The organism is Microtetraspora glauca, from assembly GCF_040656155.1.
Taxonomy (GTDB): domain Bacteria; phylum Actinomycetota; class Actinomycetes; order Streptosporangiales; family Streptosporangiaceae; genus Microtetraspora; species Microtetraspora glauca.
In genome coordinates, this window is record NZ_JBFALK010000017.1 from 196,425 (window position 1) to 217,517 (window position 21,093).

The 21,093-nt window shown below is 70.1% G+C and carries 19 protein-coding genes; 14 read left to right on the plus strand and 5 right to left on the minus strand.

The genetic code is table 11. From position 1 onward, the window contains the following. Positions 1-10 precede the first annotated feature (10 nt). The 5 genes from AB0I59_RS28955 to AB0I59_RS28975 all read left to right on the plus strand — a co-directional run bounded on the left by AB0I59_RS28955 (position 11) and on the right by AB0I59_RS28975 (position 4,701). Complete coding sequence (locus tag AB0I59_RS28955; protein ID WP_358137923.1) at positions 11-814, plus strand: ATP-binding cassette domain-containing protein; 804 nt, start codon at positions 11-13, stop codon at positions 812-814. Then, positions 811-1,812 (plus strand): ABC transporter permease, encoded by a 1,002-nt coding sequence (locus tag AB0I59_RS28960; protein WP_061257910.1) that lies wholly within the window; start codon positions 811-813, stop codon positions 1,810-1,812. The genes AB0I59_RS28955 and AB0I59_RS28960 overlap by 4 nt, the downstream gene beginning before the upstream one ends. 5 nt (positions 1,813-1,817) lie before the next feature. Next, positions 1,818-2,903, plus strand: a complete 1,086-nt coding sequence (locus tag AB0I59_RS28965; RefSeq protein WP_358137926.1) for a phosphotriesterase family protein — start codon at positions 1,818-1,820, stop codon at positions 2,901-2,903. Between the two features lie 105 nt (positions 2,904-3,008). After that, a complete protein-coding gene (locus AB0I59_RS28970) occupies positions 3,009-3,758 on the plus strand; it encodes a glutamine amidotransferase (RefSeq protein ID WP_061257912.1) in 750 nt (249 codons plus the stop codon). A 1-nt stretch (position 3,759) separates the two neighbouring features. Then, the gene (locus AB0I59_RS28975; protein ID WP_358137930.1) at positions 3,760-4,701 is read left to right on the plus strand and encodes a nucleoside hydrolase; all 942 of its coding nucleotides are present in this window, start codon (positions 3,760-3,762) and stop codon (positions 4,699-4,701) included. Positions 4,702-5,069: 368 nt separating this feature from the next. Here the strand turns inward: AB0I59_RS28975 and AB0I59_RS28980 are convergent, their stop codons facing one another. The 3 genes from AB0I59_RS28980 to AB0I59_RS28990 form a co-directional block, all read right to left on the minus strand. After that, entirely contained in the window at positions 5,070-5,816 is a 747-nt protein-coding gene (locus tag AB0I59_RS28980; RefSeq protein WP_061257913.1) for a PDZ domain-containing protein, read from the minus strand. A gap of 17 nt (positions 5,817-5,833) precedes the next feature. Next, complete coding sequence (locus tag AB0I59_RS28985; protein WP_358137933.1) at positions 5,834-7,060, minus strand: terpene synthase family protein; 1,227 nt, start codon at positions 7,058-7,060, stop codon at positions 5,834-5,836. A gap of 369 nt (positions 7,061-7,429) precedes the next feature. After that, positions 7,430-7,891, minus strand: a complete 462-nt coding sequence (locus AB0I59_RS28990; RefSeq protein WP_358137936.1) for a PadR family transcriptional regulator — start codon at positions 7,889-7,891, stop codon at positions 7,430-7,432. Here AB0I59_RS28990 and AB0I59_RS28995 point away from each other — a divergent pair. Then, positions 7,879-8,643: an alpha/beta fold hydrolase gene (locus AB0I59_RS28995; protein WP_358137939.1), complete on the plus strand. Its 765-nt coding sequence runs from the start codon at positions 7,879-7,881 to the stop codon at positions 8,641-8,643. The genes AB0I59_RS28990 and AB0I59_RS28995 overlap by 13 nt on opposite strands. A 141-nt stretch (positions 8,644-8,784) precedes the next feature. Beyond that, positions 8,785-10,425 (plus strand): phosphoglucomutase (alpha-D-glucose-1,6-bisphosphate-dependent), encoded by a 1,641-nt coding sequence (gene pgm / locus AB0I59_RS29000; RefSeq protein WP_358137942.1) that lies wholly within the window; start codon positions 8,785-8,787, stop codon positions 10,423-10,425. Positions 10,426-10,613: 188 nt separating this feature from the next. Here pgm and AB0I59_RS29005 read toward each other — a convergent pair whose 3' ends face one another. Continuing rightward, positions 10,614-12,485 carry a bis-aminopropyl spermidine synthase family protein gene (locus AB0I59_RS29005; protein ID WP_358137945.1) on the minus strand — a complete coding sequence of 624 codons (1,872 nt, stop codon included), beginning with the start codon at positions 12,483-12,485 and terminating at the stop codon, positions 10,614-10,616. A 420-nt stretch (positions 12,486-12,905) separates the two neighbouring features. On the opposite strand from AB0I59_RS29005, the gene AB0I59_RS29010 reads away from it, so the two are divergent. From AB0I59_RS29010 to AB0I59_RS29035, 6 genes are all read left to right on the plus strand, one after another. Further along, a complete protein-coding gene (locus tag AB0I59_RS29010; RefSeq protein ID WP_358137948.1) occupies positions 12,906-13,952 on the plus strand; it encodes a PP2C family protein-serine/threonine phosphatase in 1,047 nt (348 codons plus the stop codon). A gap of 134 nt (positions 13,953-14,086) precedes the next feature. After that, positions 14,087-14,530, plus strand: coding sequence for a CBS domain-containing protein (locus AB0I59_RS29015; protein WP_061257917.1), 444 nt, complete (start codon positions 14,087-14,089; stop codon positions 14,528-14,530). Further along, the gene (locus tag AB0I59_RS29020; RefSeq protein WP_358137951.1) at positions 14,527-15,819 is read left to right on the plus strand and encodes an ArsB/NhaD family transporter; all 1,293 of its coding nucleotides are present in this window, start codon (positions 14,527-14,529) and stop codon (positions 15,817-15,819) included. The genes AB0I59_RS29015 and AB0I59_RS29020 overlap by 4 nt, the downstream gene beginning before the upstream one ends. A gap of 87 nt (positions 15,820-15,906) precedes the next feature. After that, the gene (locus tag AB0I59_RS29025; RefSeq protein ID WP_061257919.1) at positions 15,907-16,479 is read left to right on the plus strand and encodes a hypothetical protein; all 573 of its coding nucleotides are present in this window, start codon (positions 15,907-15,909) and stop codon (positions 16,477-16,479) included. Positions 16,480-16,765: 286 nt separating this feature from the next. Continuing rightward, positions 16,766-17,380 (plus strand): copper chaperone PCu(A)C, encoded by a 615-nt coding sequence (locus tag AB0I59_RS29030; protein WP_358137953.1) that lies wholly within the window; start codon positions 16,766-16,768, stop codon positions 17,378-17,380. 5 nt (positions 17,381-17,385) lie between these two features. Next, the gene (locus tag AB0I59_RS29035; protein WP_358137955.1) at positions 17,386-18,609 is read left to right on the plus strand and encodes a Dyp-type peroxidase; all 1,224 of its coding nucleotides are present in this window, start codon (positions 17,386-17,388) and stop codon (positions 18,607-18,609) included. 132 nt (positions 18,610-18,741) lie between these two features. Here AB0I59_RS29035 and AB0I59_RS29040 read toward each other — a convergent pair whose 3' ends face one another. After that, entirely contained in the window at positions 18,742-19,692 is a 951-nt protein-coding gene (locus tag AB0I59_RS29040; protein ID WP_063818844.1) for a LuxR C-terminal-related transcriptional regulator, read from the minus strand. A 182-nt stretch (positions 19,693-19,874) separates the two neighbouring features. Between AB0I59_RS29040 and AB0I59_RS29045 the strand changes: the two genes are divergently transcribed. Continuing rightward, positions 19,875-21,071: a neutral zinc metallopeptidase gene (locus AB0I59_RS29045; protein ID WP_358137958.1), complete on the plus strand. Its 1,197-nt coding sequence runs from the start codon at positions 19,875-19,877 to the stop codon at positions 21,069-21,071. Positions 21,072-21,093: the final 22 nt, after the last annotated feature.

The following is a 21,093-nucleotide window of genomic DNA, read 5'->3' on the forward strand; positions in this document are numbered from 1 at the left end:
AGCGGCTCCGGTGACCGGCAAGAAAGCGGAGGGCGTGGACCGTGTGGTCATGCGCGACATCCGCAAGCGCTACGGAATGGTCGACGCGCTGCGCGGTGTGACGCTGCGCGTCGGCCCCGGCGAGGTGATCGGGCTCGTCGGCGACAACGCCGCCGGCAAGTCCACCCTGATGAAGGTGCTCGCGGGCGCGGTCGTGCCGGACTCCGGTGAGATCGTCTTCGACGGGCAGACGGTGTCGTTCGCCACGCCGCGCGACGCCCGCGAGCTCGGCATCGAGATGGTCTACCAGGATCTCGCCCTCTGCGACGACATCGACGTGGCGGGCAACCTGTTCCTCGGGCGCGAGCCGCGCAAGGCCGGCGGCCTGCTGCTCGACATCGCGCAGATGCACAAGGACGCCCGCCGTCACCTGGACGCGCTCAACATCCGGATCCCCCTCACGGACATCCCGGTGGGCGGCCTGTCCGGCGGGCAGCGCCAGGCCGTGGCCATCGCCCGCGCGGTGACCTTCGGCCCGAAGCTGCTGATCCTGGACGAGCCCACGGCGGCGCTGGCCGTCGCCGAGGTCGAGACCGTACTCGAACTGATCAAGACGGTCTCCGCCCAGGGCGTCTCGGTGATCCTGATCACGCACCGCCTGCAGGACCTGTTCCGGGTCTGCGACCGGCTCTGCGTGATGTACGAGGGCACCCTGCGGGCCGACCTCGACGCCAAGGCCACCAGCCTGGAGCGGCTCGTCTCCGAGATCGTCGCCCACGACCAGATCGAGAACGACAGGACCGGGCACGACAAGACCGAGGGAGCGCGACGGTGACCGTCACCAGCGAGCGGGTCGTGACCACGAGGGCGGCCCGCGCCAACGCCCACATCGGCAAGCACGCGCAGACGATCGCGATCGGCGTCGTGCTGGTCGTCCTGCTGATCTTCTTCGCGTTCTCCGCCGACCGGTTCGCCACCACGGGCAACCTGCTCAACCTGATGCGGCAGATCTCGCCGACACTGATCGTCGCGATCGCGATGACATTCGTGATCAGCACCTCCGGCATCGACCTGTCGGTCGGCTCGACGGTCGCGTTGTCGGGGTCGCTGCTGGCGATCGTGTTGCAGCACGGCTGGGACCCGACGCTGGCGCTGATCGCCATTCTCGCGCTGGGCGCGCTGATCGGGTTCGTCAACGGCTGGTTCTCGTCGTACCAGAACATCCCGCCGTTCATCGTCACGCTGGCGATGTTGTCGATCATGCGGGGTACCGCCCTGCGCGCCACCGAGGGGTACTCCACCCCGATCGACGGCGAGCTGTGGATCGTCCAGCTCGGGCAGGGCCGCGTCGGCGGCATCCCGGTGCCGGTCATCCTCGCCGTCGTCATCGCGGCGGTCGGCTGGCTCACCCTGACGCGTACGCCGTTCGGCCGGTACGTGATCGGTCTGGGCTCCAACGGCGAGTCGCTGCGCCGTACCGGCGTGAACACCCGGAAGGTCGGGCTGGCCGTCTACGTGCTCACCGGCCTGGCCGCCGCCCTCGCGGGAGTACTGATCGCGACCCGGCTCAGCTCGGGCTCGTCGAACGCGGGTTCCGGGTTCGAGCTGGAGGTCATCACGGCCGTGGTGCTCGGTGGCACCAGCCTGTTCGGCGGCCGGGGCAGCATGCTCGGCACCATCCTGGGCGCGCTCACCCTCGGCGTCATCGCCAACGGTCTCGTGCTGCTGCACGTCTCGCCGTTCTACGTCCAGATCGTGCAGGGTGCCATCCTGCTGCTCGCGATCTTCGCCAACAGCAAGGTGTGGGCCAGGTTCGGCGCGGTGCGAAAATGACCGGTATGACCGGTATGGCCGGGACTGGGGCCGGGGCACCGAGCACCGTGACCACGGTGCTCGGCCCGGTGCCCGTCGAGGAGCTCGGCATCACGCTCTGCCACGAGCACCTGCGCAACGACGGCGCCAGCGCCTGGCATCCCGCCCCGGAAGGCGACGCGGAGGGCGAGGCCATCGCCGGGTCGCCGGTGCGGATGGAGTTCCTCGGCCGGCTGCGCAACGATCCCTACCTCTCCCGCGACAACGTGTCCTTGGACGACACCGGTGTCGCGATCGAGGAGGTGGCGAGGTTCGCCGCCCGCGGCGGGCGCACCCTGATCGAGGTGACCCCCGAGGGTCTCGGCCGGGCACCGGCCGAGCTGGCCGCGATCGCCCGCGCCACCGGCCTGAACGTCGTGATGGGTTGCGGCTTCTATCTGGAGCGCACCCATCCGGCGCGGGTCCGCGGCATGAGCGTCGCCGACGTCGCCGACGAGATCGAGCACGACCTCTCGGAGGGCGTCGGGGGCGTGCGGGCCGGCGTGATCGGTGAGATCGGCGTCTCCCCGGACTTCACCGCCGCGGAGGAGAAGGTCCTGCGCGGCGCCGCGCGGGCACAGGCCCGCACCGGGGTGCCGCTCTCCGTGCACCTGCCCGGATGGGTACGGCACGGCCACCGCGTGCTCGACGTCATCGCCGAGGAGGGCGGCCTGATCGAGGCCACCGTGTTGTCGCACCTCAACCCCAGCGGGCGGGACCGCGACTACCAGGTGGCGCTCGCCACCCGCGGCGCGTACCTCGGATACGACATGTGCGGCATGGAGTACCACTATCCGGGCGAGGGCCAGTCCCCGTGCGACGACGACAACGCCGCGGCGGTCGCCTGGCTGCACCGCGCGGGGCTGGGTCATCGGGTGCTGCTGTCCCAGGACGTGTTCCTCAAGACCATGCTGGTCCGGTACGGCGGTACCGGCTACGCCCACATCCTGACCCACTTCGTGCCGCGCCTGCACGAGCACGGGCTGACCCCCGCGGACACGTCACGGATGCTCGTGGACAACCCGCGCGACCTCTTCCTGGCCGCCACGGCCGCCACGACCGCCGCGCGCTGACCCCCCGCCGCGCGCCGGTCCACCGCGCCGCATCCCTGCGCTTATCCCTGTATTTCCGTACAAGAACACACGACACAATCGACACCCATTGAAGGAGACATCTTCATGACCCGCGTGCTGGTCGCCGGCGAATCGTGGGTGAGCGTATCGACCCACTACAAGGGCTTCGACGCGTTCACCACGACCACCTACCACACCGGTTTCGAGCCGCTGCGGGACGTTCTGGTCGCCGACGGCGTCGAGGTCGACCACCTCCCGGCGCACGACGTGCCCAAGCTGTTCCCCGGGACGATCGAGGCCCTGTCGGCCTACGACGTCATCGTGCTGTCCGACATCGGCGCCAACAGCATCCTGCTGCACCCCGACACCTGGCTGTCCAGCGGCAAGACGGTCAACCGGATCGAACTGCTGGCGAACTGGGTGGAGCAGGGCGGCGGCCTCGCCATGGCGGGCGGCTACCTGAGCTTCCAGGGATTCGAGGCCAAGGCCGCCTACAGCGGCACCGCCGTCGAGCGGGTGCTGCCCGCCCGGATCTCCCGGTACGACGACCGGGTGGAGACGCCGCAGGGCGTGCCCGGCCTCCTCGCCGGCGCCCCGCACCCGATCACGGCCGGGCTGCCCGCCGAATGGCCCGACCTGCTCGGGTACAACCGGTTCGAGGTGCCCGAGGACGCGACGCTGCTCGCCACGGTCGGCGGCGACCCGCTGCTCGCCGTACGGGACGCCGGGGCCGGCCGGACACTGGCCTGGGCGTCCGACATCGCGCCACACTGGTGCCCTGACGAGTTCGTGGCGTGGGAGGGGTATGCCACCCTGTTCACCCGCGCGGTCCGCTGGCTGGCCAAGGAGATCTGACGTGCCCATCCCGGTGATCCTCGACTGCGACCCCGGCCATGACGACGCCATGGCCATCCTGCTCGCGGTCGCGAACCCGGCGATCGACCTGCTCGCCGTGTCCACCGTCGCGGGCAACCAGACCGTGGCGAAGACCGCGCTCAACGCCCGGCGGATGCTCAGCCTGGCGGGGGCCACCGGGGTGCCCGTCGCGGCCGGTTGCGACCGGCCGCTGACCGGGCCCCTGGAGATCGGCGACTACGTGCACGGGGAGAGCGGGCTGGACGGCCCGGCGTTCGGCGAGCCGGACGTGCCCCTCGACCCGCGCCACGGCGTCGAGCTCATCCACGACACCCTCGCGGCGGCGGACGAGCCGGTCACGATCGTGGCCATCGGACCGCTGACCAACATCGCCACCCTGTTCCGGCGCCACCCCGGCGACCGGGACCGGATCCGCGAGATCGTGATCATGGGCGGCTCGACCGAGCGGGGCAACCACACCCCGTACGCCGAGTTCAACATCGTCACCGACCCCGAGGCCGCGGCCGAGGTGCTCGAGAGCGGTGTCCCGACGACGTGGGTGGGGCTCAACGTGAGCCACCAGGCACTGGTCACCACCGACGTGCTCGACCGCATCGCCGCGCTCGGCACCCCGCTGGCCCGCGTCTGCGTGGAGCTGCTCACCTTCTTCGGGTCGAGCTACCACCAGGCGTGGGGGTTCGAGGCGCCGCCGCTGCACGACCCGATCACCCTCGCGTACCTGATCGACCCCCAGGTCATGACGTACGCGCGGGTCGGGCTGCGGATCGAGCTCGACGGCGCGTACACCAGGGGAGCCACGGTCGCGGACCTGCACGGCCGGATGGACTGGGAGCCCAACGCCAACGTGGGCCTGATCCTCGACCGCGACCGCTTCTGGGACCTGATGATCGGCGCGATCGAGCGGCTCGGAGCGCCGGAATAGTCTCTGACCTCTGGAGATGTCTTTGCGGGGATCCTCCACGATCCTCCAGAGTCATCCAGGGTGCGCCAAGATCAACACGCACGAGTGACGCACGGTTCCCAAGGGCGCCGACCTGTCCGTCCACTCCAGACCACGAAAGACGCTCGGCTGGGATACCCCGGCCGAGCGTCTCGCTCTGCTCCTTGCCGCGAACGCCTGATCAGCTGTTGCGAGGCTCGGGCCGTTGCGACGTGCTTCCTGACGAAGTGACCCGGATGTGAAGAGCCCCGTCCCTGGGTGCCGGATCGCCGTGGTGCGGTGGCGAGGACTGGACGTAGACGCTGGCCGCGGTGAAGGGGGAACCAGCTCTGGACGGAGTCTTCGGTGTTCTAGCTGTCCAAGGTGAGCTGCAGGGTGACGGTGGTGCCGCCACGCTGGACGGTCACCGGATAGGTGGTGCCGGCCCGCTTTTGGTCCAGGAACGTGTCCAGATCGTTGACGGTCGGGGTTGGAGTGCCCCCTATGGAGGTGATGAGATCACCTGGCTGCAGCCCCGATATGTCGGCCTTGCTGCCGGGGTCGACGGAGACTACGCGGACGCCGCCACCCTTGGGATTGGTGTTCTTGAGGTTGGCCGCCACGACGGCCTGAACGCCGGGCTTGAAGTTCACGGTGAGCGGCTGGGTGTCGCCGTCGAGGGTGAAGGTGCCGCTGAACTGGCCGCCTGCCAATGGCACGTTGGCGTTGGCGTCGGCGACCACCTCCACGTCGTAGGGGTAGAGGAAGTCCCAGGTGTTGACATTGAACGCGCCGGTGGCTGACTTCCCGTCGGGAGCGATGGTGACCGGGCAGGCCCAGCTGCAGCGCAGGTTCACGTTGGTGATGCGGGTGTAGGGCGGAGCTTGGATGGTCACTGAGCTCTGGTGGAATCGGCGCTTGCCGTCCGGCGGATAGGTGACGGTTTGCGGGGGGCCGGGCACGTCCAGGTCGGGGACGTTCTGCTGCGGAGGTAGAGACCGTGCCGCCTGCGCGAGCGAACTCGGGTGGCTACCAGCGACGGCGGGTCCGACGCCGACCGCCAGCAGGGCCGCACTGGCGGAGAGCATGGCGCACGCCTGGACGTACTTACGGGTCATGTATGTCGACCTTCCCTTCAAGATCCTTCGCGCATTGTCACATCATGATCACTCTCTGTTGGGGATGCCGGTCCGGCTGTGCGGGCAAAGATTACGAAGATGCGTGTCACCCGCCGATCTGCTGGGCCACGGTGTTCATAGGCGGAACCCAGGCATAGTGCACAATCACCGAGGGGTACTTCTGGGCGGCTCCCGAAGTCGCGGAGAAACGCGTCCCGTTCCCATGTGGACAGCAGGCCCGAAGGGATCGTGAGGTCCCGCGCGGAATCCTGGCGGTGCGAGCCGGCGGCCCAGCCCTGGATGGCCTGGGCATGCCGCAGGAGGGCACGCTGAGTCTCAGGATCCGCATGCAGGTCGTGCAGCACTTGCGGGAGGTCCGTCTCGACGTTCTCTTCGAGTGTCTTGACTCGACCCGTCAGGATGCAGTCAACGAAAGAGACCGCATCCGTGAGGGAGGCGCAAAGGAGTTCCTGGGCCACGTGCACGATGTTGTTCCTGGCGACGCCCTCGCGGACTTCCTTGGGATAGGACACGATGTCGTTGTGCAGATCGACCGTGTCCCGGAATGAGTCGATCAGCACAGTGAACGGCCGGGTGCCCCGGATGTCATCGGGGATCTCCCAACCGAGCGAGTGCTCCATCAGTAGCGCGCTGCACCCGGCCGCCCCGTAGTCACGGCGCATCCCGGCCTGCTCGATGAGGTCGGGAAACCGGTGGCGTTCGAGGTTCTCTGTCTCCCACAGCGATGCCTCCAGGAACTGCCGTACGGACCTGGTGTACAGCAGGCGCCACGGAATCGATGCCGAGGGCGCCGTGCGGCGCCACAGGTCGGCCAGCGCACGTTCCACAGGATGCTCGGGAGGTGGCACCAAGCCGGGTGTCATGATCGGCATGAATGCCATCAGCCGCTCGATACGTCGCAGGATCTGCTCCCGGTTACCGAGAGCTTCACACCCGGCGCTGAAGACGTCGTCCAGGCACCAGATGAGGCTGTGCCAGCCAGACAACAGCTCCAGCTCCTCGGCACAGGCATGGGGATAGGTCCAGGCGGTGAACCGGGTGAAGTCCGCCCTGTCGAAGGTCTCCGCACTCCAGCCACCGTGGTAGGAGTCGGTGCCCAGTGGCTCAAGAAGACCCACAGCGCATGCCCAGGCGCGAACTCGGGGACGGACGGCCTCCAGGTGCGGATTCACCCTGGCCTGGAACGGCATATAGAACAAGGGGAGCTGGAAGGCGTCCGTCAACGCGGCCTCCTGGATGGTGCCGTCAGTTCGAGGTCACGCTGGGGCGTGGACCGCGCAGATCCCCAACCCACGCGCGTAGGTCGCCGTCGCATGTCCAGCACGGTCCATGTCGCCCCCTCTGGAGCGGCAACCCGTTGTGTGAACGCCACATCACCCTCTGTCGCAGTCGTTGGCGACAGCACCCTAAGGCATCGGATATCTCTCCGCTGACGAACACGGAACTCAGTCCAGATGGCCTGTCACTGATGCCGGCGGCACTGTCCCCGGCCTGATATTCGGCCTGGTCCGGGGTGCGATCGGCTACGCGCTGCGGTTGCGTGCGTTCGCCTCGGCGGCGGCGGGTGTGCGCGCCGCGGGACCCGTAGGTTCTCAGGCGCGGGCGGTGAGGTCGCCGATGGTCTCCCTGAGCCAACGGATCTCCGTACGGCTGGTGGCGGTGGCGATGGTGAGCAGTCCCTTGCGGAACGGATCGTCGAAGTCCGCGGCTCGCAACGGTCGGTCCCGGTCCCAGAAGAAACTGGCCGGCTGGGTCAGGAACGTGAGCCTGCGCTGAAGGACCGCCGCCTGTTCGGCGGGGTCGTCGAGGTGGCGGAGAAACGCCAGCACGGTGAACCAGCGGTTCTCGTCGGTGATGAAGAGTTCGTCGGGTTCCCGTAGGCGGCGCAGGAGCTCACTCCGGCCGTCCGGGGTCAGGATGAGGATGTGCCTCGGGGCCGCGACGGACCCCGGCCGCGTCTCGCGCTCGAGCAGGCCGGCTCGTTCCAGGCGCTTGATCGCCGGGTAGAGGGTGCCGTCGGCGATGTGGTATAGGAGTCGCGATGCGCGCGGCACGGGTTCGTCCGGACGGTACGACCATGCGCTGGGTCGAGTTGCCCGGTGCCGAACCACCCCGGGTGTACGTGCACGGGCTGGGATCCTCCTCCGCCCCGTACTACGCGGAAGCCGCAGCCCATCCGGCGCTCAGCGGGTTCCGCAGCCTGCTGATCGATCTTCTCGGCTTCGGTGTCAGCGACCGGCCGGCCGACGCCGCCTACACCCTCGAAGAGCACGCCGATCTGCTGGCGGAAGTGATGACCCAGGCGAACGCCACTCCGGCCGACGTCGTCGCACACAGCATGGGAGGAGGGGTCGCCATCCTCCTCGCCGGCCGGTACCCGCACCTGGTGGACCGGTTGGTCCTGGTCGACAGCCACCTCGACCACCACACGCCCGATCCGACGACGACCCCATGGAAGATGGTCGGCTACAGCGAGGAGGAATTCCTCAAGGAGGGCTGGGAACCCGTTCTGGAGGCGGCAGGGCCGCACTGGGCGGCGACGATGCGGCTGGCGGGCAGGGAAGCGCTCTACCGGACGACCGCGGACATGCTCACAGCCGCGCGGCCGACGATGCGGCAGACCCTGTTGAGTCTTCGGCTCCCCCGGACGGTGCTGTACCCGGCGGCCGACGGACCGCTTCCCGGCGCGGCCGAGCTTGCTGACAACGGGGTTCGGACCGTACCGATCCCCGACTGCGGGCACAACATCATGATCGACAATGTCGACGGGTTCGCCACCGCCGTCGCGGCAGCGCTCGCCCGCTGACCAGCGAGGTCGAACGCGAGCCACCCGCGTCCTCCAGTACGTCGAAGAGCGGCGCCAAAAAGGGCTCAAGGTTCGGGTACGGCAGACTGTCGGGTATGTGCCCGTTTTGCCCTAGCCAACGTGTAGGAGCGTGAGCAGCCCATGGTCCATGAGCGCGCAGGACTGCCCGCGCGGCCGTCCGACCTCGTCGACGTCGCCCGTCTGGTGACGGCGTACTACACGCTGCATCCCGATCCCGAGCAGGTGGCGCAGCGGGTGTCCTTCGGGACCTCGGGACATCGCGGTTCGGCGCTGAACACGGCCTTCAACGAGGACCACATCCTCGCGACGAGCCAGGCGATCTGCGAGTTCAGGGCGAGCAAGGGCGTGGACGGGCCGCTGTTCCTCGGCGCCGACACGCACGCCCTGTCCGAGCCGGCCCGGGCGTCCGCGCTTGAGGTCTTCGCCGCCAACGGGGTCACCGTGCTGATCGACAGCAGGGACGGCTACACGCCGACCCCCGCCGTCTCGCACGCCATCCTGACCCACAACCGCGGCCGTACGACGGGTCTCGCGGACGGCGTCGTGGTGACCCCGTCGCACAACCCGCCGCCGGACGGCGGCTTCAAGTACAACCCGCCGAACGGGGGCCCGGCCGACACCGACGCCACGTCGTGGATCCAGGACCGCGCCAACGCGCTGATCGCCGGAGGGCTGAAGGAGGTCAGGCGCGTGCCGTACGCGCGGGCGCTCGCGGCCGACACGACCGGCCGGTACGACTTCCTCGCGGCGTACGTGGACGACCTCGGATCGGTGCTCGACCTGGACGCGATCAGGAACGCGGGTGTCCGCATCGGCGCCGACCCGCTCGGCGGCGCGTCCGTCGCGTACTGGGGGGAGATCGCGGAGCGGCACCGGCTGGACCTGACCGTGGTGAACCCCCTCGTCGATCCGACCTGGCGGTTCATGACGCTCGACTGGGACGGCAAGATCCGGATGGACTGCTCCTCGCCGCACGCGATGGCGTCCCTGATCGCGGGGCGGGACGCGTACGACGTGTCCACCGGCAACGACGCCGACGCCGACCGGCACGGCATCGTCACCCCCGACGCCGGACTGCTGAACCCCAACCACTTCCTTGCCGCGGCGATCTCCTACCTGTTCGGACACCGGCCCGGCTGGCGGGCGGAGGCCGGAATCGGCAAGACCCTGGTCAGCAGCAGCATGATCGACCGGGTCGCCGCCGATCTGAACCGCCGCCTCGTCGAGGTCCCGGTCGGGTTCAAGTGGTTCGTGCCCGGCCTGCTCGACGGATCGCTCGGGTTCGGCGGCGAGGAGAGCGCGGGCGCGTCCTTCCTCCGCCGCGACGGATCGGTGTGGACCACCGACAAGGACGGCATCATCATGGCCCTGCTCGCCGCGGAGATCATCGCCGTCACCGGGCGCTCGCCCAGCATGCTCTACGCCGACCTGGTCGCCCGGTTCGGGAACCCGGCGTACGCGCGGGTGGACGCGCCCGCGACCCGCGAGGAGAAGGCGATCCTGTCCAGATTGTCCGCCGACCAGGTCACCGCCGACACCCTCGCCGGAGAGTCGATCACCGAGGTGCTCACGACCGCGCCCGGCAACGGAGCGCCCATCGGCGGGCTCAAGGTCTGCACCTCCAACGCGTGGTTCGCGGCCCGCCCCTCGGGCACCGAGGACGTGTACAAGATCTACGCCGAGTCGTTCCACGGCCCCGAGCACCTCGCCCAGGTGCAGGATGAGGCCCGCGAACTGGTCGGCGACGCTCTGCGAGCCTAGACCTTGCGGCGTGGTTCGTGACGCGGAGAACGATCAGGTCAGGGATGAATTCGCCCTGGCCAGGGGGGCGACTTGCGAACCGGGCCGCTCGACCCGCCAGGACCGCCGGGACCGACCGGGGCCGATCCGGACGGCGGTGCCGCCGAGGGGCCCCGGGGAAAAACCTCGGGGCGGTTTACGCGGTCGGTTCAGGCCGTGCCGGCGACGGAACGCAGTGAGGAGGACACGGCGGAACGCAGCTCGCGCAACCGGTGCGCGGGCAACTCCAAGGGAGTGACGTCGGCCGACCACGGAGCGACGGCGGCGACGATCGAGCGAGCCTGCTTCTTGGTCGGCCCGCCCGGCAGTCTGGTCAGCGCCTCACGCCAGGTGTTGGCCAGCTTGCCGTGGGCGTTGTCCAGGATCCGGCGCAGGACCGCGTCGGTGGCGTCGTCCACGTCCCATCCCTCACCCGCGCCCCTGTCCGCGTGCGCGCTTGGACCTGCGGCCCTGTCCCCGCCCCGGTCCTCACCCCGGTCCTCGCCGGGAAGGGGCCGCCGTACCGCGTCGAGGACGTGGCCGTGCGCGGTGACCTCGTAGACCGGTGAGAGCAGCTCGGACAGCGCCGCGAGATCTCCCGGAGATCCACCCAGAAAGGCCCGTACGTGGTGTGCCCGGGCGGCGAGCAGCAGCCGGGGCAGCGCGCCTTCCAGCCCGGCCGGTACGGCTATGGCCACGCGTTCCTGCGCGGCGGCGTACGGCTTGGACAGCCAGGTGGACAACCGGGCCCGGGGGATCCGGGGCAGCATGTCCTTGGGCCATTCACCCACCAGGACCCCCGGAGCGAACTCCGCCGGCGCGTCCACGGTGCCCGCGGACGGTCCGGCCGCCGGAGGCTCCGCCCGCCCCGGCTCTGTCCGACCCGATTCCACCGCCCGGGACTCCACCGCCTGGGGCCCCTGGGTGTAGATCGCGGTGGCGAAGCGCTCGGTCCGCGCGGCCACGGCGGGCCGGGTCTTGGTCGTCGGACGCAGGACGTACAGGTCGGCGGCCGAGCCGATGGCTTCCGCCCCGAAGTACCGATTGAAGTCCGGATACATCGCCTCATAGGCGAGATTGAGGTCGTGGAGCGCGTTCTGGACCTTCAGCGCGAGCATCGGAGTCCGCTCGCTCGCGCCGTACGCCAGGAGGATCCGGCCCTGCTCCACATCCCGCAGCCCCTCGCAGGCACGGGCGACGAACAGGCCGATGCCCTCGGGCGTGTACGGCGGATCGGTGATGGCCAGGTCGGCGTGGTCGTGGACCGAGGGCGGCAGGCCGAGACGCAGATCCGCCCAGCGGGTCCGCACGTCGAGGCCGAGACGCGCGGCCTGCTCGCCGATGTAGGCGAGGATGCGCTCGTCGATGTCGACCACGGTCACCTCGACGTCCGGGTGGAGCAGCGCGACCGCGAGCGAGGTCAGGTCGTGGTCGCCCACGCACAGCAGTCGCGCGCCCGGCAGCCAGAACCTCGCGCCGAGGAGCAGCGCCCGGCGTACGACCGTTTCCGGCGTCGCCGCCACGTGGTCCAGGACGTGCAGGCCGCGCGGCGCCCCCGCGATCAGCCGCTCCATCAGCTCGACCGACTCCGTGTGGTGGGGGAGCAGGTGGCCGACCGGGTCGGCGGGCAGGACCGGCGCCGTGACGGGCTCGTCCCCGAGCAGCTCACGGCAGGCGCGGGCCTCCTCCGGAACCGGCCGGAACCGCTCGCCGGACCGTTCGGTCGCGACCTCGCGAAGAAGCGCCTCGACACCCCGCCTGGAGGTGGCGGTGGCACGGACGAGATCGGCCAGCGTCCACCAGCGGCCGTCGCACAGCAGGGCCAGGGCCAGCCGGAACCGCCGCGCGTCCACTCCGGAGAGCAGCTCCCGCAACGCCTCCCGGCCGCCAAGATCCGTACGGTGGTCCCGGCCGTGGTCCTCACGGCGATCCGGACTCCGATCCGTGCCGTGATCCGTGCCGTGATCCGTGCCGTGATCCGTGCCGTGATCCGTGCCGTGATCCGTGCCGTGATCCGTGCCCTGGTATCTGCCCTGATCCACCTGGTCACCCTATCGACGGTGCCGACGGTCCCCGTCCGTGCCCATGCACGACGCTCTCGGTGGGAGCAGCCAGACAGACGATCTATCCTTGGCGCATGACGGACGTACTGGCAGGCAGGGGAGGCGTGCGGGCCATCGGGGCGGGGGCGGCACCAATCCCGCGCGAACGGTCCGGCCCGGCCTCCCGGAGGGCCGCCGTTCCCGGTTCCCAACCTGGGAGCCCAGGGGACGTATCGCCTGTTCTGGGATGACCTCGCTTGTTACAGTGACGGCGGCGCGCGCGGGGGAGGGCCTGGCCAGCAGGCGACCGCGTTCGGCGACATATCGGAGGCACACAGTGACGCAGCGCCAGAATCGCCAGCCAGGGTTCATCCGTTCCGACCGGAGCCGGCGGCCGGAGCCCGCGTGACTCGAGCCCGCGTGACCCGAACGCAGTCCCTGATGGCGATGCTGCCCTTCGTGATGATGGGCATCATCGCCGCCGCCGACATCCTGGCCGGCTCCCAGTACGTCTTCCTCTCGCTGCTGGCCATCGGCCCGGCGTTCGCGAGCCTGGTGGGCGGCATCCGCCGTACCGTGCTGATCGGGCTCATCGCGCTGGCGCTCTCCCTGCTGCTCGCCCTCTACAACGACCTGCTGCGCGCCCCCGAGAGCGACCTGAGCCTCATCTCCATCAGCGGCGTGACCGCCGCCAGCATCCTGGCCACCGCCGGGCGGCAGCGGCGCGAGCGCGAGCTCGCCAACGTGCGATCCGTCGCCGAGGTCGCGCAACGCGTACTGCTGCGCCCGGTTCCCCGCAGGGCGGGCCACCTGCGCGCGGCCGTCTCCTACACGTCGGCGGCGGCGGAGGCGCGCATCGGCGGCGACCTGTACGAGGTGGTCACCGGCCCGAGCGGCGTGCGAGTGATCGTCGGCGACGTCCAGGGCAAGGGCCTGGAGGCCGTGGAGACCGCGGCGCTGGTCCTCGGCGCGTTCCGGGAGGCCGCGCACGACGAGCCGGATCTCCTCGGGGTCAGCGCCCGCGTGGAGAAGGCGCTCAACCGGCGCCTGACGGGGGAGGACTTCGTCACCGCGATCCTGGCCGAGGCCCACCCCGACGGCACGTTGACCCTGCTCAACTACGGCCATCCGGCGCCGCTGATCATCCGGGCGGACGGTGGGACCGCCTTCGTCGAGCCGGACACCTTCGCGCCGCCGCTCGGCCTCGCCGTACTGGAGGTGCCGGGGCCGACCCCGTCCCAGATCCCGTTCGGCACGGGCGACCAGGTCCTCCTCTACACCGACGGCGTCATCGAGGCACGGGACCGCGCGGGCCGGTTCTATCCGCTCGCCGACCGGGCTCACCTGCTGAAGGAGGACGACCCCGAGGTGGCGCTGGAGTCGCTCCGCGTCGACCTGGTCGCGCACGTGGACGCCCCGCTGCACGACGACGCGGCCATGCTCCTGCTCCGCTGCCGGAGGTTCTGACCCGATCGCGGGCCGCCGCGGCATTTCCGCCTTGGACACCCACTTCCTCCGGCGGGTGGCGGGTTGATAGGTTTCCGGGAGGTGAGCCGGGAAGTCTGGTCGGCGCAGACCTCACCGACCCCGGAGTGCCCCCGATGCGAGCTCGCGATCTCACCGTCGACTTCCCGACCGTCACCCTCGACACCCCGATGATCGAAGCGGCCCGGTTACTCGCGGACCAGGATCTCCCCGGCCTGATAGTGATCGACGAGCGCGGGCGGCCGCGCACGGTCCTGCCGGGAACGCAGGTGCTGCGGCTGGCCGTTCCGCGCTACTGCCAGGACGACCCGGCCCTCGCCCGTGTCGTGGACGAGGCGCACGCAGACGCGTTCCTGCGCGCGCTCGCCGGCCGTACCGTCCGGGAGTGCCTGCCGGAGGAGCCGCGCGAACTGCCGGTCACCGACCCGGACGCCACGGTGCTGGAGATCGCCGCGCTGATGGCGCGCACCCGCAGCCCGCTGGTCGCGGTCGTCGGCGGGGGCCGGCTGCTCGGAGCCGTCACGCTGCAGACCCTGCTGGACCGGGCCCTCGCCTCATGACGGTCACCGCCTGGCTGACGGTGGTGGCCTTCGTCTGCACGTACGCGCTGATCGCGACGGAGCGGATCCACCGGGTCGCGGCGGCGCTCGGCGGTGCGGGGATCATGCTGCTCATCCACGCCACCGGAGCACCGTCGGCGTTCTTCTCCGAGCACACGGGGATCGACTGGAACGTCATCTTCCTGCTCCTCGGCATGATGATCATCGTCGGAGTGCTGAAGCAGACGGGCGTCTTCGAGTACCTGGCGATCTGGGCGGCCAAACGGGCGCGGGGCCGTCCGTTCCGGCTCATGGTGCTGCTGGTCGTGATCACCGCCTGCGCCTCCGCGCTGCTCGACAATGTGACGACGGTGCTGCTGATCGCCCCGGTCACGTTCCTCGTCTGCGAACGGCTCGCGCTGAACGTCGCGCCGTTCCTCATCGCCGAGGCGATGGCGTCCAACATCGGCGGCACGGCCACCCTGGTCGGAGACCCGCCCAACATCATCATCGCCAGCAGGGGCGGGCTGACGTTCAACGACTTCCTGGTCCATCTCGCCCCGCTCGTCGTGGTCCTGCTCCTGGCGTTCATCGGGCTGTGCCGGATCATGTTCAGGAACGCGTTCCGGTACGACCCCGACCGGGCGGCGGAGATCATGGCGCTGAACGAGCGTGAGGCGATCGCCGACCGCAGGCTGCTGTGGCAGAGCCTCGTCGTGCTCGCGCTGGTGATGGTCGCGTTCGTGCTGCATCCGGTGCTGCACTACGAGCCCTCCGTGGTGGCGCTCCTCGGGGCCGGGGTGCTGGTCGCCGCGACCCGGGTCACCACGGAGGAGGCGATCCGCGAGGTCGAGTGGCCCACGCTGGTGTTCTTCGCCGGGCTGTTCGTCATGGTGGGCGCGCTGGTCGAGACCGGTGTCATCGGGAAGATCTCCGAGGCGGCGGTCGGGGCCACCGAGGGCCGGCTCGGATTCGCCACGATGCTGCTGCTCTGGGCGTCGGCGGCACTGTCGGCGGTCGTGGACAACATCCCTTATGTGGCGACGGTGAGCCCGATCGTGGCCGATCTCGTACAGGCGAACGGCGGCAACGGCCCGGCGCGGGCGCTGTGGTGGGCCCTGGCGCTCGGCGCCGACCTCGGCGGCAACGCCACCGCCGTCGGCGCCGCCGCGAACGTCGTCGTCCTCGGCATCGCCGCGCGCAACCGTACGCCGATCAGCTTCTGGCAGTTCACCAAATACGGTCTGATCGTCACCCTCGTCACGGTCGCGATCTCCACGCCGTACCTGTGGTTCCGCTACCTGATGTGAGCCGCCGGACGACGCAGGGGACGATCTTCACCGATTCATGGGAGCGGTTGGGGGACCGGCGGATCCTCATGGGACGATAACGACACTATGTCCGTCCTGACGCCTTTCCGACTCGCTCGCACCACGGCCTTCGCCGCGGTGTGCGTCGGGCTGGGCGTTCTGGCGCACCTGTTCGCCGGAGGCACGCTCTCCGGGCCCCGGGTCGCCGGAGGGCTGATCCTCGCGTTCGCCGCCGCGCTTCCGTGGACCGGCCGGGAACGCGGGCTGGCCGTGATCCTGCCGCTCCTCGGCGGCCTCCAGGTGGCACTGCACCTGCTGTTCTCCGTGAGCGTGTCCTCCGCCGGCGACGCGACGCCGTACGCCGAGGCCGGGGCGCACCTCCACTCCGGACTGGTGCCGGGCGTCGGCATGCTGGTCATGCACGGCTGGGCCGTCGGCCTGACGGCGTTGTGGCTGTCCCACGGCGAGGCCATGTTGTGGTCGCTGCTGCGGCGGCTCGCGGCCCGGCTGTGCCTCCTGCTGGACGTCCTGCTGGCCCCGGCCCCCACGCCGTTCCACGCCTCCCGGTCCACCGAGCCGGAGATCCTCCGCACCCGGTCGCTGCGGCACGCCGTGAGCCGCCGTGGCCCGCCCATGGGCGTCCCACTCACGTCACGCTGACTCACGCGCACAGGACCACCGCACGCGACCACCGCGCTGCTTAGGCGTGCCGGTGAAGCGTGCTGATCGGGCGCGCCGCTTCGCCGAGTCCGGCAGCAGAGTCTCGATCGGCCATGTACGCGTACGCCGTAGTCGCCGATCCCGTTCGCACGGCCGGTCCGCACGTTCAGCGACCGGCCGCGATCTCGCCACCTGGCGGATCGCCCTCCTGACAAGCTCACCATCCGGTACGGCGGAGCCGAGGCGCCCTCGGTACGCCCAGCCGGGCCGAAGAAAGGCAACAACGATGTTCCTTCGCCGTATCGCTCCCGCCGCGATCCTCGTCGCCATGGTCGGCGCCTGTGGTTCGCAGCCCGCCGCCCAGCCCGAGACCCGGGCCGCCGTCCAGCCCGACGCCGCCACCCCGGCGGTCACCCCGGCGGTCACCGCCGGCTCCGCGATCTCCGTAACGGATCCCTGGGTGAAGGGCACCGAGTCGGGCATGACGGCGGCCTTCGGCACCCTGATCAACAACGGTGACGCCGACGTGACCGTGGTCTCCGCGACGTCCCCGCTGTCGCCGGACGTCGAGCTGCACGAGGTTGTGGACTCCGGGGGGAAGATGGTCATGCGCGCGAAGAAGGGCGGCTTCGTGATCCCCGCCCACGGCACGCACCAGTTGGAGCCGGGTGGCGACCACATCATGCTGATGGGCGTCACGAAGCAGGTGAAGCCCGGTGACGAGATCACCTTCACGCTCACCTTCAAGGACGGCGGAACGCTCGACTTCACCGCCATCGGCAAGGAGTTCGCCGGTGGCAAGGAGAACTACCAGCCCGGTACGGATCACTCGGGCGGGCACTCGGAGAGCGCCGGAGGCGACGCGCACGGTGACGGCGGCACGAGCGAGGACCACGGCTGATCGACATGAGTGAACCCCGACTGAGCCGACGGGGACTGCTCGCGGGAGGCGCCGCCACGGCGGTCGGCGCCCTCGCCGCGTGCGCGCCCGCCGGTTCCCCCTCCACTACCTCCGCCCCCGGCGCCACCTCCATCACCGGGTCTCCCGCCGCCGCGAGTACGGCACTCGAACCCTTCCACGGGCAGCACCAGAGCGGGATCGCGACGACGCCGCAGACGTACGCCGCCTTCCTCGGCCTGGACCTCCGTACCGGCGTCGACAAGGAGGCGCTCGGGCGGCTGATGCGGCTGCTCACGGACGACGCCCGCCGCCTGACCCAGGGACGGCCGGCGCTGGCCGACGTCGAACCCGAGCTCGCCGCCGATCCCGCCCGGCTGACCGTCACGTTCGGCTTCGGGCCGGGGCTGTTCACGGCGGCGGGGGTCGAGCACCTGCGGCCCGATACCGTGGCGCCCCTTCCCGCGTTCAGCATCGACCGGCTGGAGAAGCAGTGGACCGGCGGTGATCTGCTGGTGCACATCGGCGCCGAGGACGGAGTCACGCTCGCGCACGCCCTCCGCATGATCGTGAAGGACGCGCGGGCCTTCGCCAAGGTGCGCTGGACCCAGCGGGGCTTCCGCAGGAGCCCGCAGGTCCAGGCTCCGGGGACGACGCAGCGGAACCTGATGGGCCAGCTCGACGGGACCGTCAACCCCGTGCCGGGGACGGCGGACTTCGATCGCGCGGTCTGGATCGGCGACGGACCCGAGTGGCTGCGCGGCGGGACGACGCTGGTGCTGCGCCGTATCCACATGGAACTGGAGACCTGGGACGCCGCCGACCGGGTGGCCAGGGAGTTCAGCGTGGGACGCCGCCTCGACACCGGCGCGCCCCTCACCGGCCACGCCGAGCACGACGAGGCGGACTTCGAGAAGCTCGGCGCGGCCGGGTTCCCCGTCATCTCGGAGTACGCCCACATCAGGCGGGCGCACGTCCAGGATCCCGGCATGCGGATCTTCCGCAGGACGTACAACTACGACGAGGGGATCACCTCCGACGGGAAGTCCTCCTCCGGGCTGCTGTTCGCGTCGTACCAGGCCGACATCACCCGGCAGTTCGTCCCCATCCAGCGGAAGCTGGCGGAGGCGGACCTGCTGAACGAGTGGACCGTCCCGATCGGCTCGGCCGTCTTCGCGATCCCGCCCGGTTGCGCGCCGAACGGGTGGGTGGGCGACGGTCTCCTCGGCTGAGACGCGCGGTTCGCGGACCTTCCCTGGCCATGCCGCTGTGTGCCCGGCCCGGGAAGGTCGGGGCGTCGGCGAAGCATTCCGGGCTACGCCCCGGTCCAGACCCGCTCCCGTGCCGGAGCCGGGGCGCGACCTCTAGATCCAGCCCTGCCGGGAAGCCTGCACGCCGAGCTGGAAGCGCGTCTGAGCGCCGAGGATCTCCTGGAGCCTGGCGATCCTGCGGGCGACGGTGCGCTCGCTGACCCCGAGTTCGCGGGCGATCGACTCGTCGGTGAGCCCGGCGCTCAGATAGCTGAGCAGCCGCCGCCCCTCGGTGGTCGGACCGGCGTCGAGGTCGTTGGTCTCCACGGTGGCGGCGAGCGGCACCGCCAGTCTCCAGAAAGACTCGAATATCCCGGCAAGTCCGGTCATGAGTCCCGACGGCTGGACCACGATGGCGTGACGCGCCTGCGGGTTCCCGACTCCGAAGATCAGAACGGCTTCACGGTCATCGCCGATGAGCATGTGGATGGAGATGTCGGGGAAGACCCTGGCCTGCTCACCGGCTTCGACACAGGTGCGCAGGGCGGCCAGGGCGGCGGGCCTGCGCAGGATCTCGGCTCCGTAGACGGCCCGGATGGTGACGCCTCGGGCCAGCGCCTCAAGGGTGCCCGCGGCCACCCGCGGGGTCTCGGCGGGACGGCCGACCGGCCCGAGGACCAGTGCCCGCACCTCACGCTCCGCCCGGTCGAGCAGCCTGCGCTGCATCGCCGTCGTGCCTTCGGAGGTGGTGACGGCCTCGAGGTAGCGCGCCGACAGCTGATGATCGTGCCAGAACCTGGCCAGGACGGCGGCGCTCTCCCTGGCCATGAGGGCCTCACGCGTGTGGCGGTCGGCGTACGCCTCCAGAGCGCTGAGCGGGGGCAGCGGAGACGCATATCCGTCCACAACGGTGACCAGCCCCAGGGACTCCAACTCGGCCAGTGCCTGGCCGAGCTCTTCGCGCGGCGTGGGCAGGGCCTCCACGGGGCTCGGACCGGCCTCGGCGAGGGCGAAGTAGATGGCTTCCGCCGTGGGCGAGACGCCGAGTGCCTGTAACGGCTTCACCGTGTTGCTCACCTTTCCCCAAGCGGATCGAGGATCCAACCGCAGCTTCGCCTGAAACTCAAGCGGTTCCGGTCGCATGTCATATTCCGGACATGCCGGATCCTGACATATTTGGAATATTCACAATCCTTGTCAAGATCAGGAAACTTGCGCCAAGTGCTTTCATGTCGAAGGAGCCACCTTTGCGCAAGCCTTTGGCCCTGCTGGCCGCCGCCGTTGTCGCCGCCACCTTCGCGATCAGCGCCCCGGTCTCGGCGCAGGCAACCTCCCCCACCGCCGCCCTCGAGGGCGCCATCAACTCCCTGCACGTCGACGACGCCACCAAGGCCCGCTACCTCGAGAGCGTCAAGGCCCTGCCGGCCGACTGGCAGGAGCGCGCCGCACGGTTCAAGGCCAGGCTCGGCGTCACCGGCTCGGCCTGGAACGACGTGGCGCGCAGCGCCATCGACCCGAACGACTACCAGTGTGGCGACACCACGCTGACCGCGTGGCTCGACGCCCGGCTCGAGGGCGCGGACTTCGGCACGATCATGATCGTCGTGCTGCTCGGCGGCCTGGACGTTCCCGCCTACGACGCGCTGCTCTTCAAGTCGGCCGACGAGCCGCAGAGCTACGGCGAGAACGGCGAGTACACCACGACCGTCACCCACGAGATGCGCGACCTGAAGCGGTTCTGGGACATCACGTCCGACGACATCCGCGACGTGGCGATGCACAGTGACGCGCTCAAGGATGTCGGCCGCACCGCCCGCGTCCTCGAAGTGCTGTGGGGCCTGCCCGCGGGTGGGGGCACGGGCCTGGCCGAGCTGCTGACCGAGGCGCTGGCCGAGGATCCGGTGCTCAACGCGGACAACCCGATCTTCACCTTCAACGCCTTCGCCTTCACCGCGGAGGGCGACCCCGACCCGGTCGTGCAGGGCCTTCCCGACAAGATCGTCATGGGCGACGGCATCATGAAGGGCATGGCCGCGATCGGCCTGGGCGACGTGGCCACCAAGTCCATCCTGGCCCACGAGTTCGGCCACCACGTCCAGTACGAGGACAACCTCTTCGACAGTCCGCTCACCGGTCCCGAGGCCACCCGCCGTACCGAGCTCATGGCCGACGCCTTCGCCGGTTACTTCCTGACCCACAAGCGCGGCGGCACCCTGAACGCCAAGCGCCTGCTTCCCGCGGTTCAGTCCTTCTTCGAGGTGGGCGACTGCGCCTTCACCAGCGACGGTCACCACGGCACGCCGAACCAGCGGCTGGCCAGCTCCTCGTGGGCCGTCGACCTGTCCCAGGACGAGCAGAAGAAGGGCCACATCATGCCCTCGCTGACCTTCGCGAGCCTGTTCGACGCCCAGCTGCCGATCATCGTCAAGCCGGACGCCCAGTAGCCCGCTGACCTGAGGGGCCGGT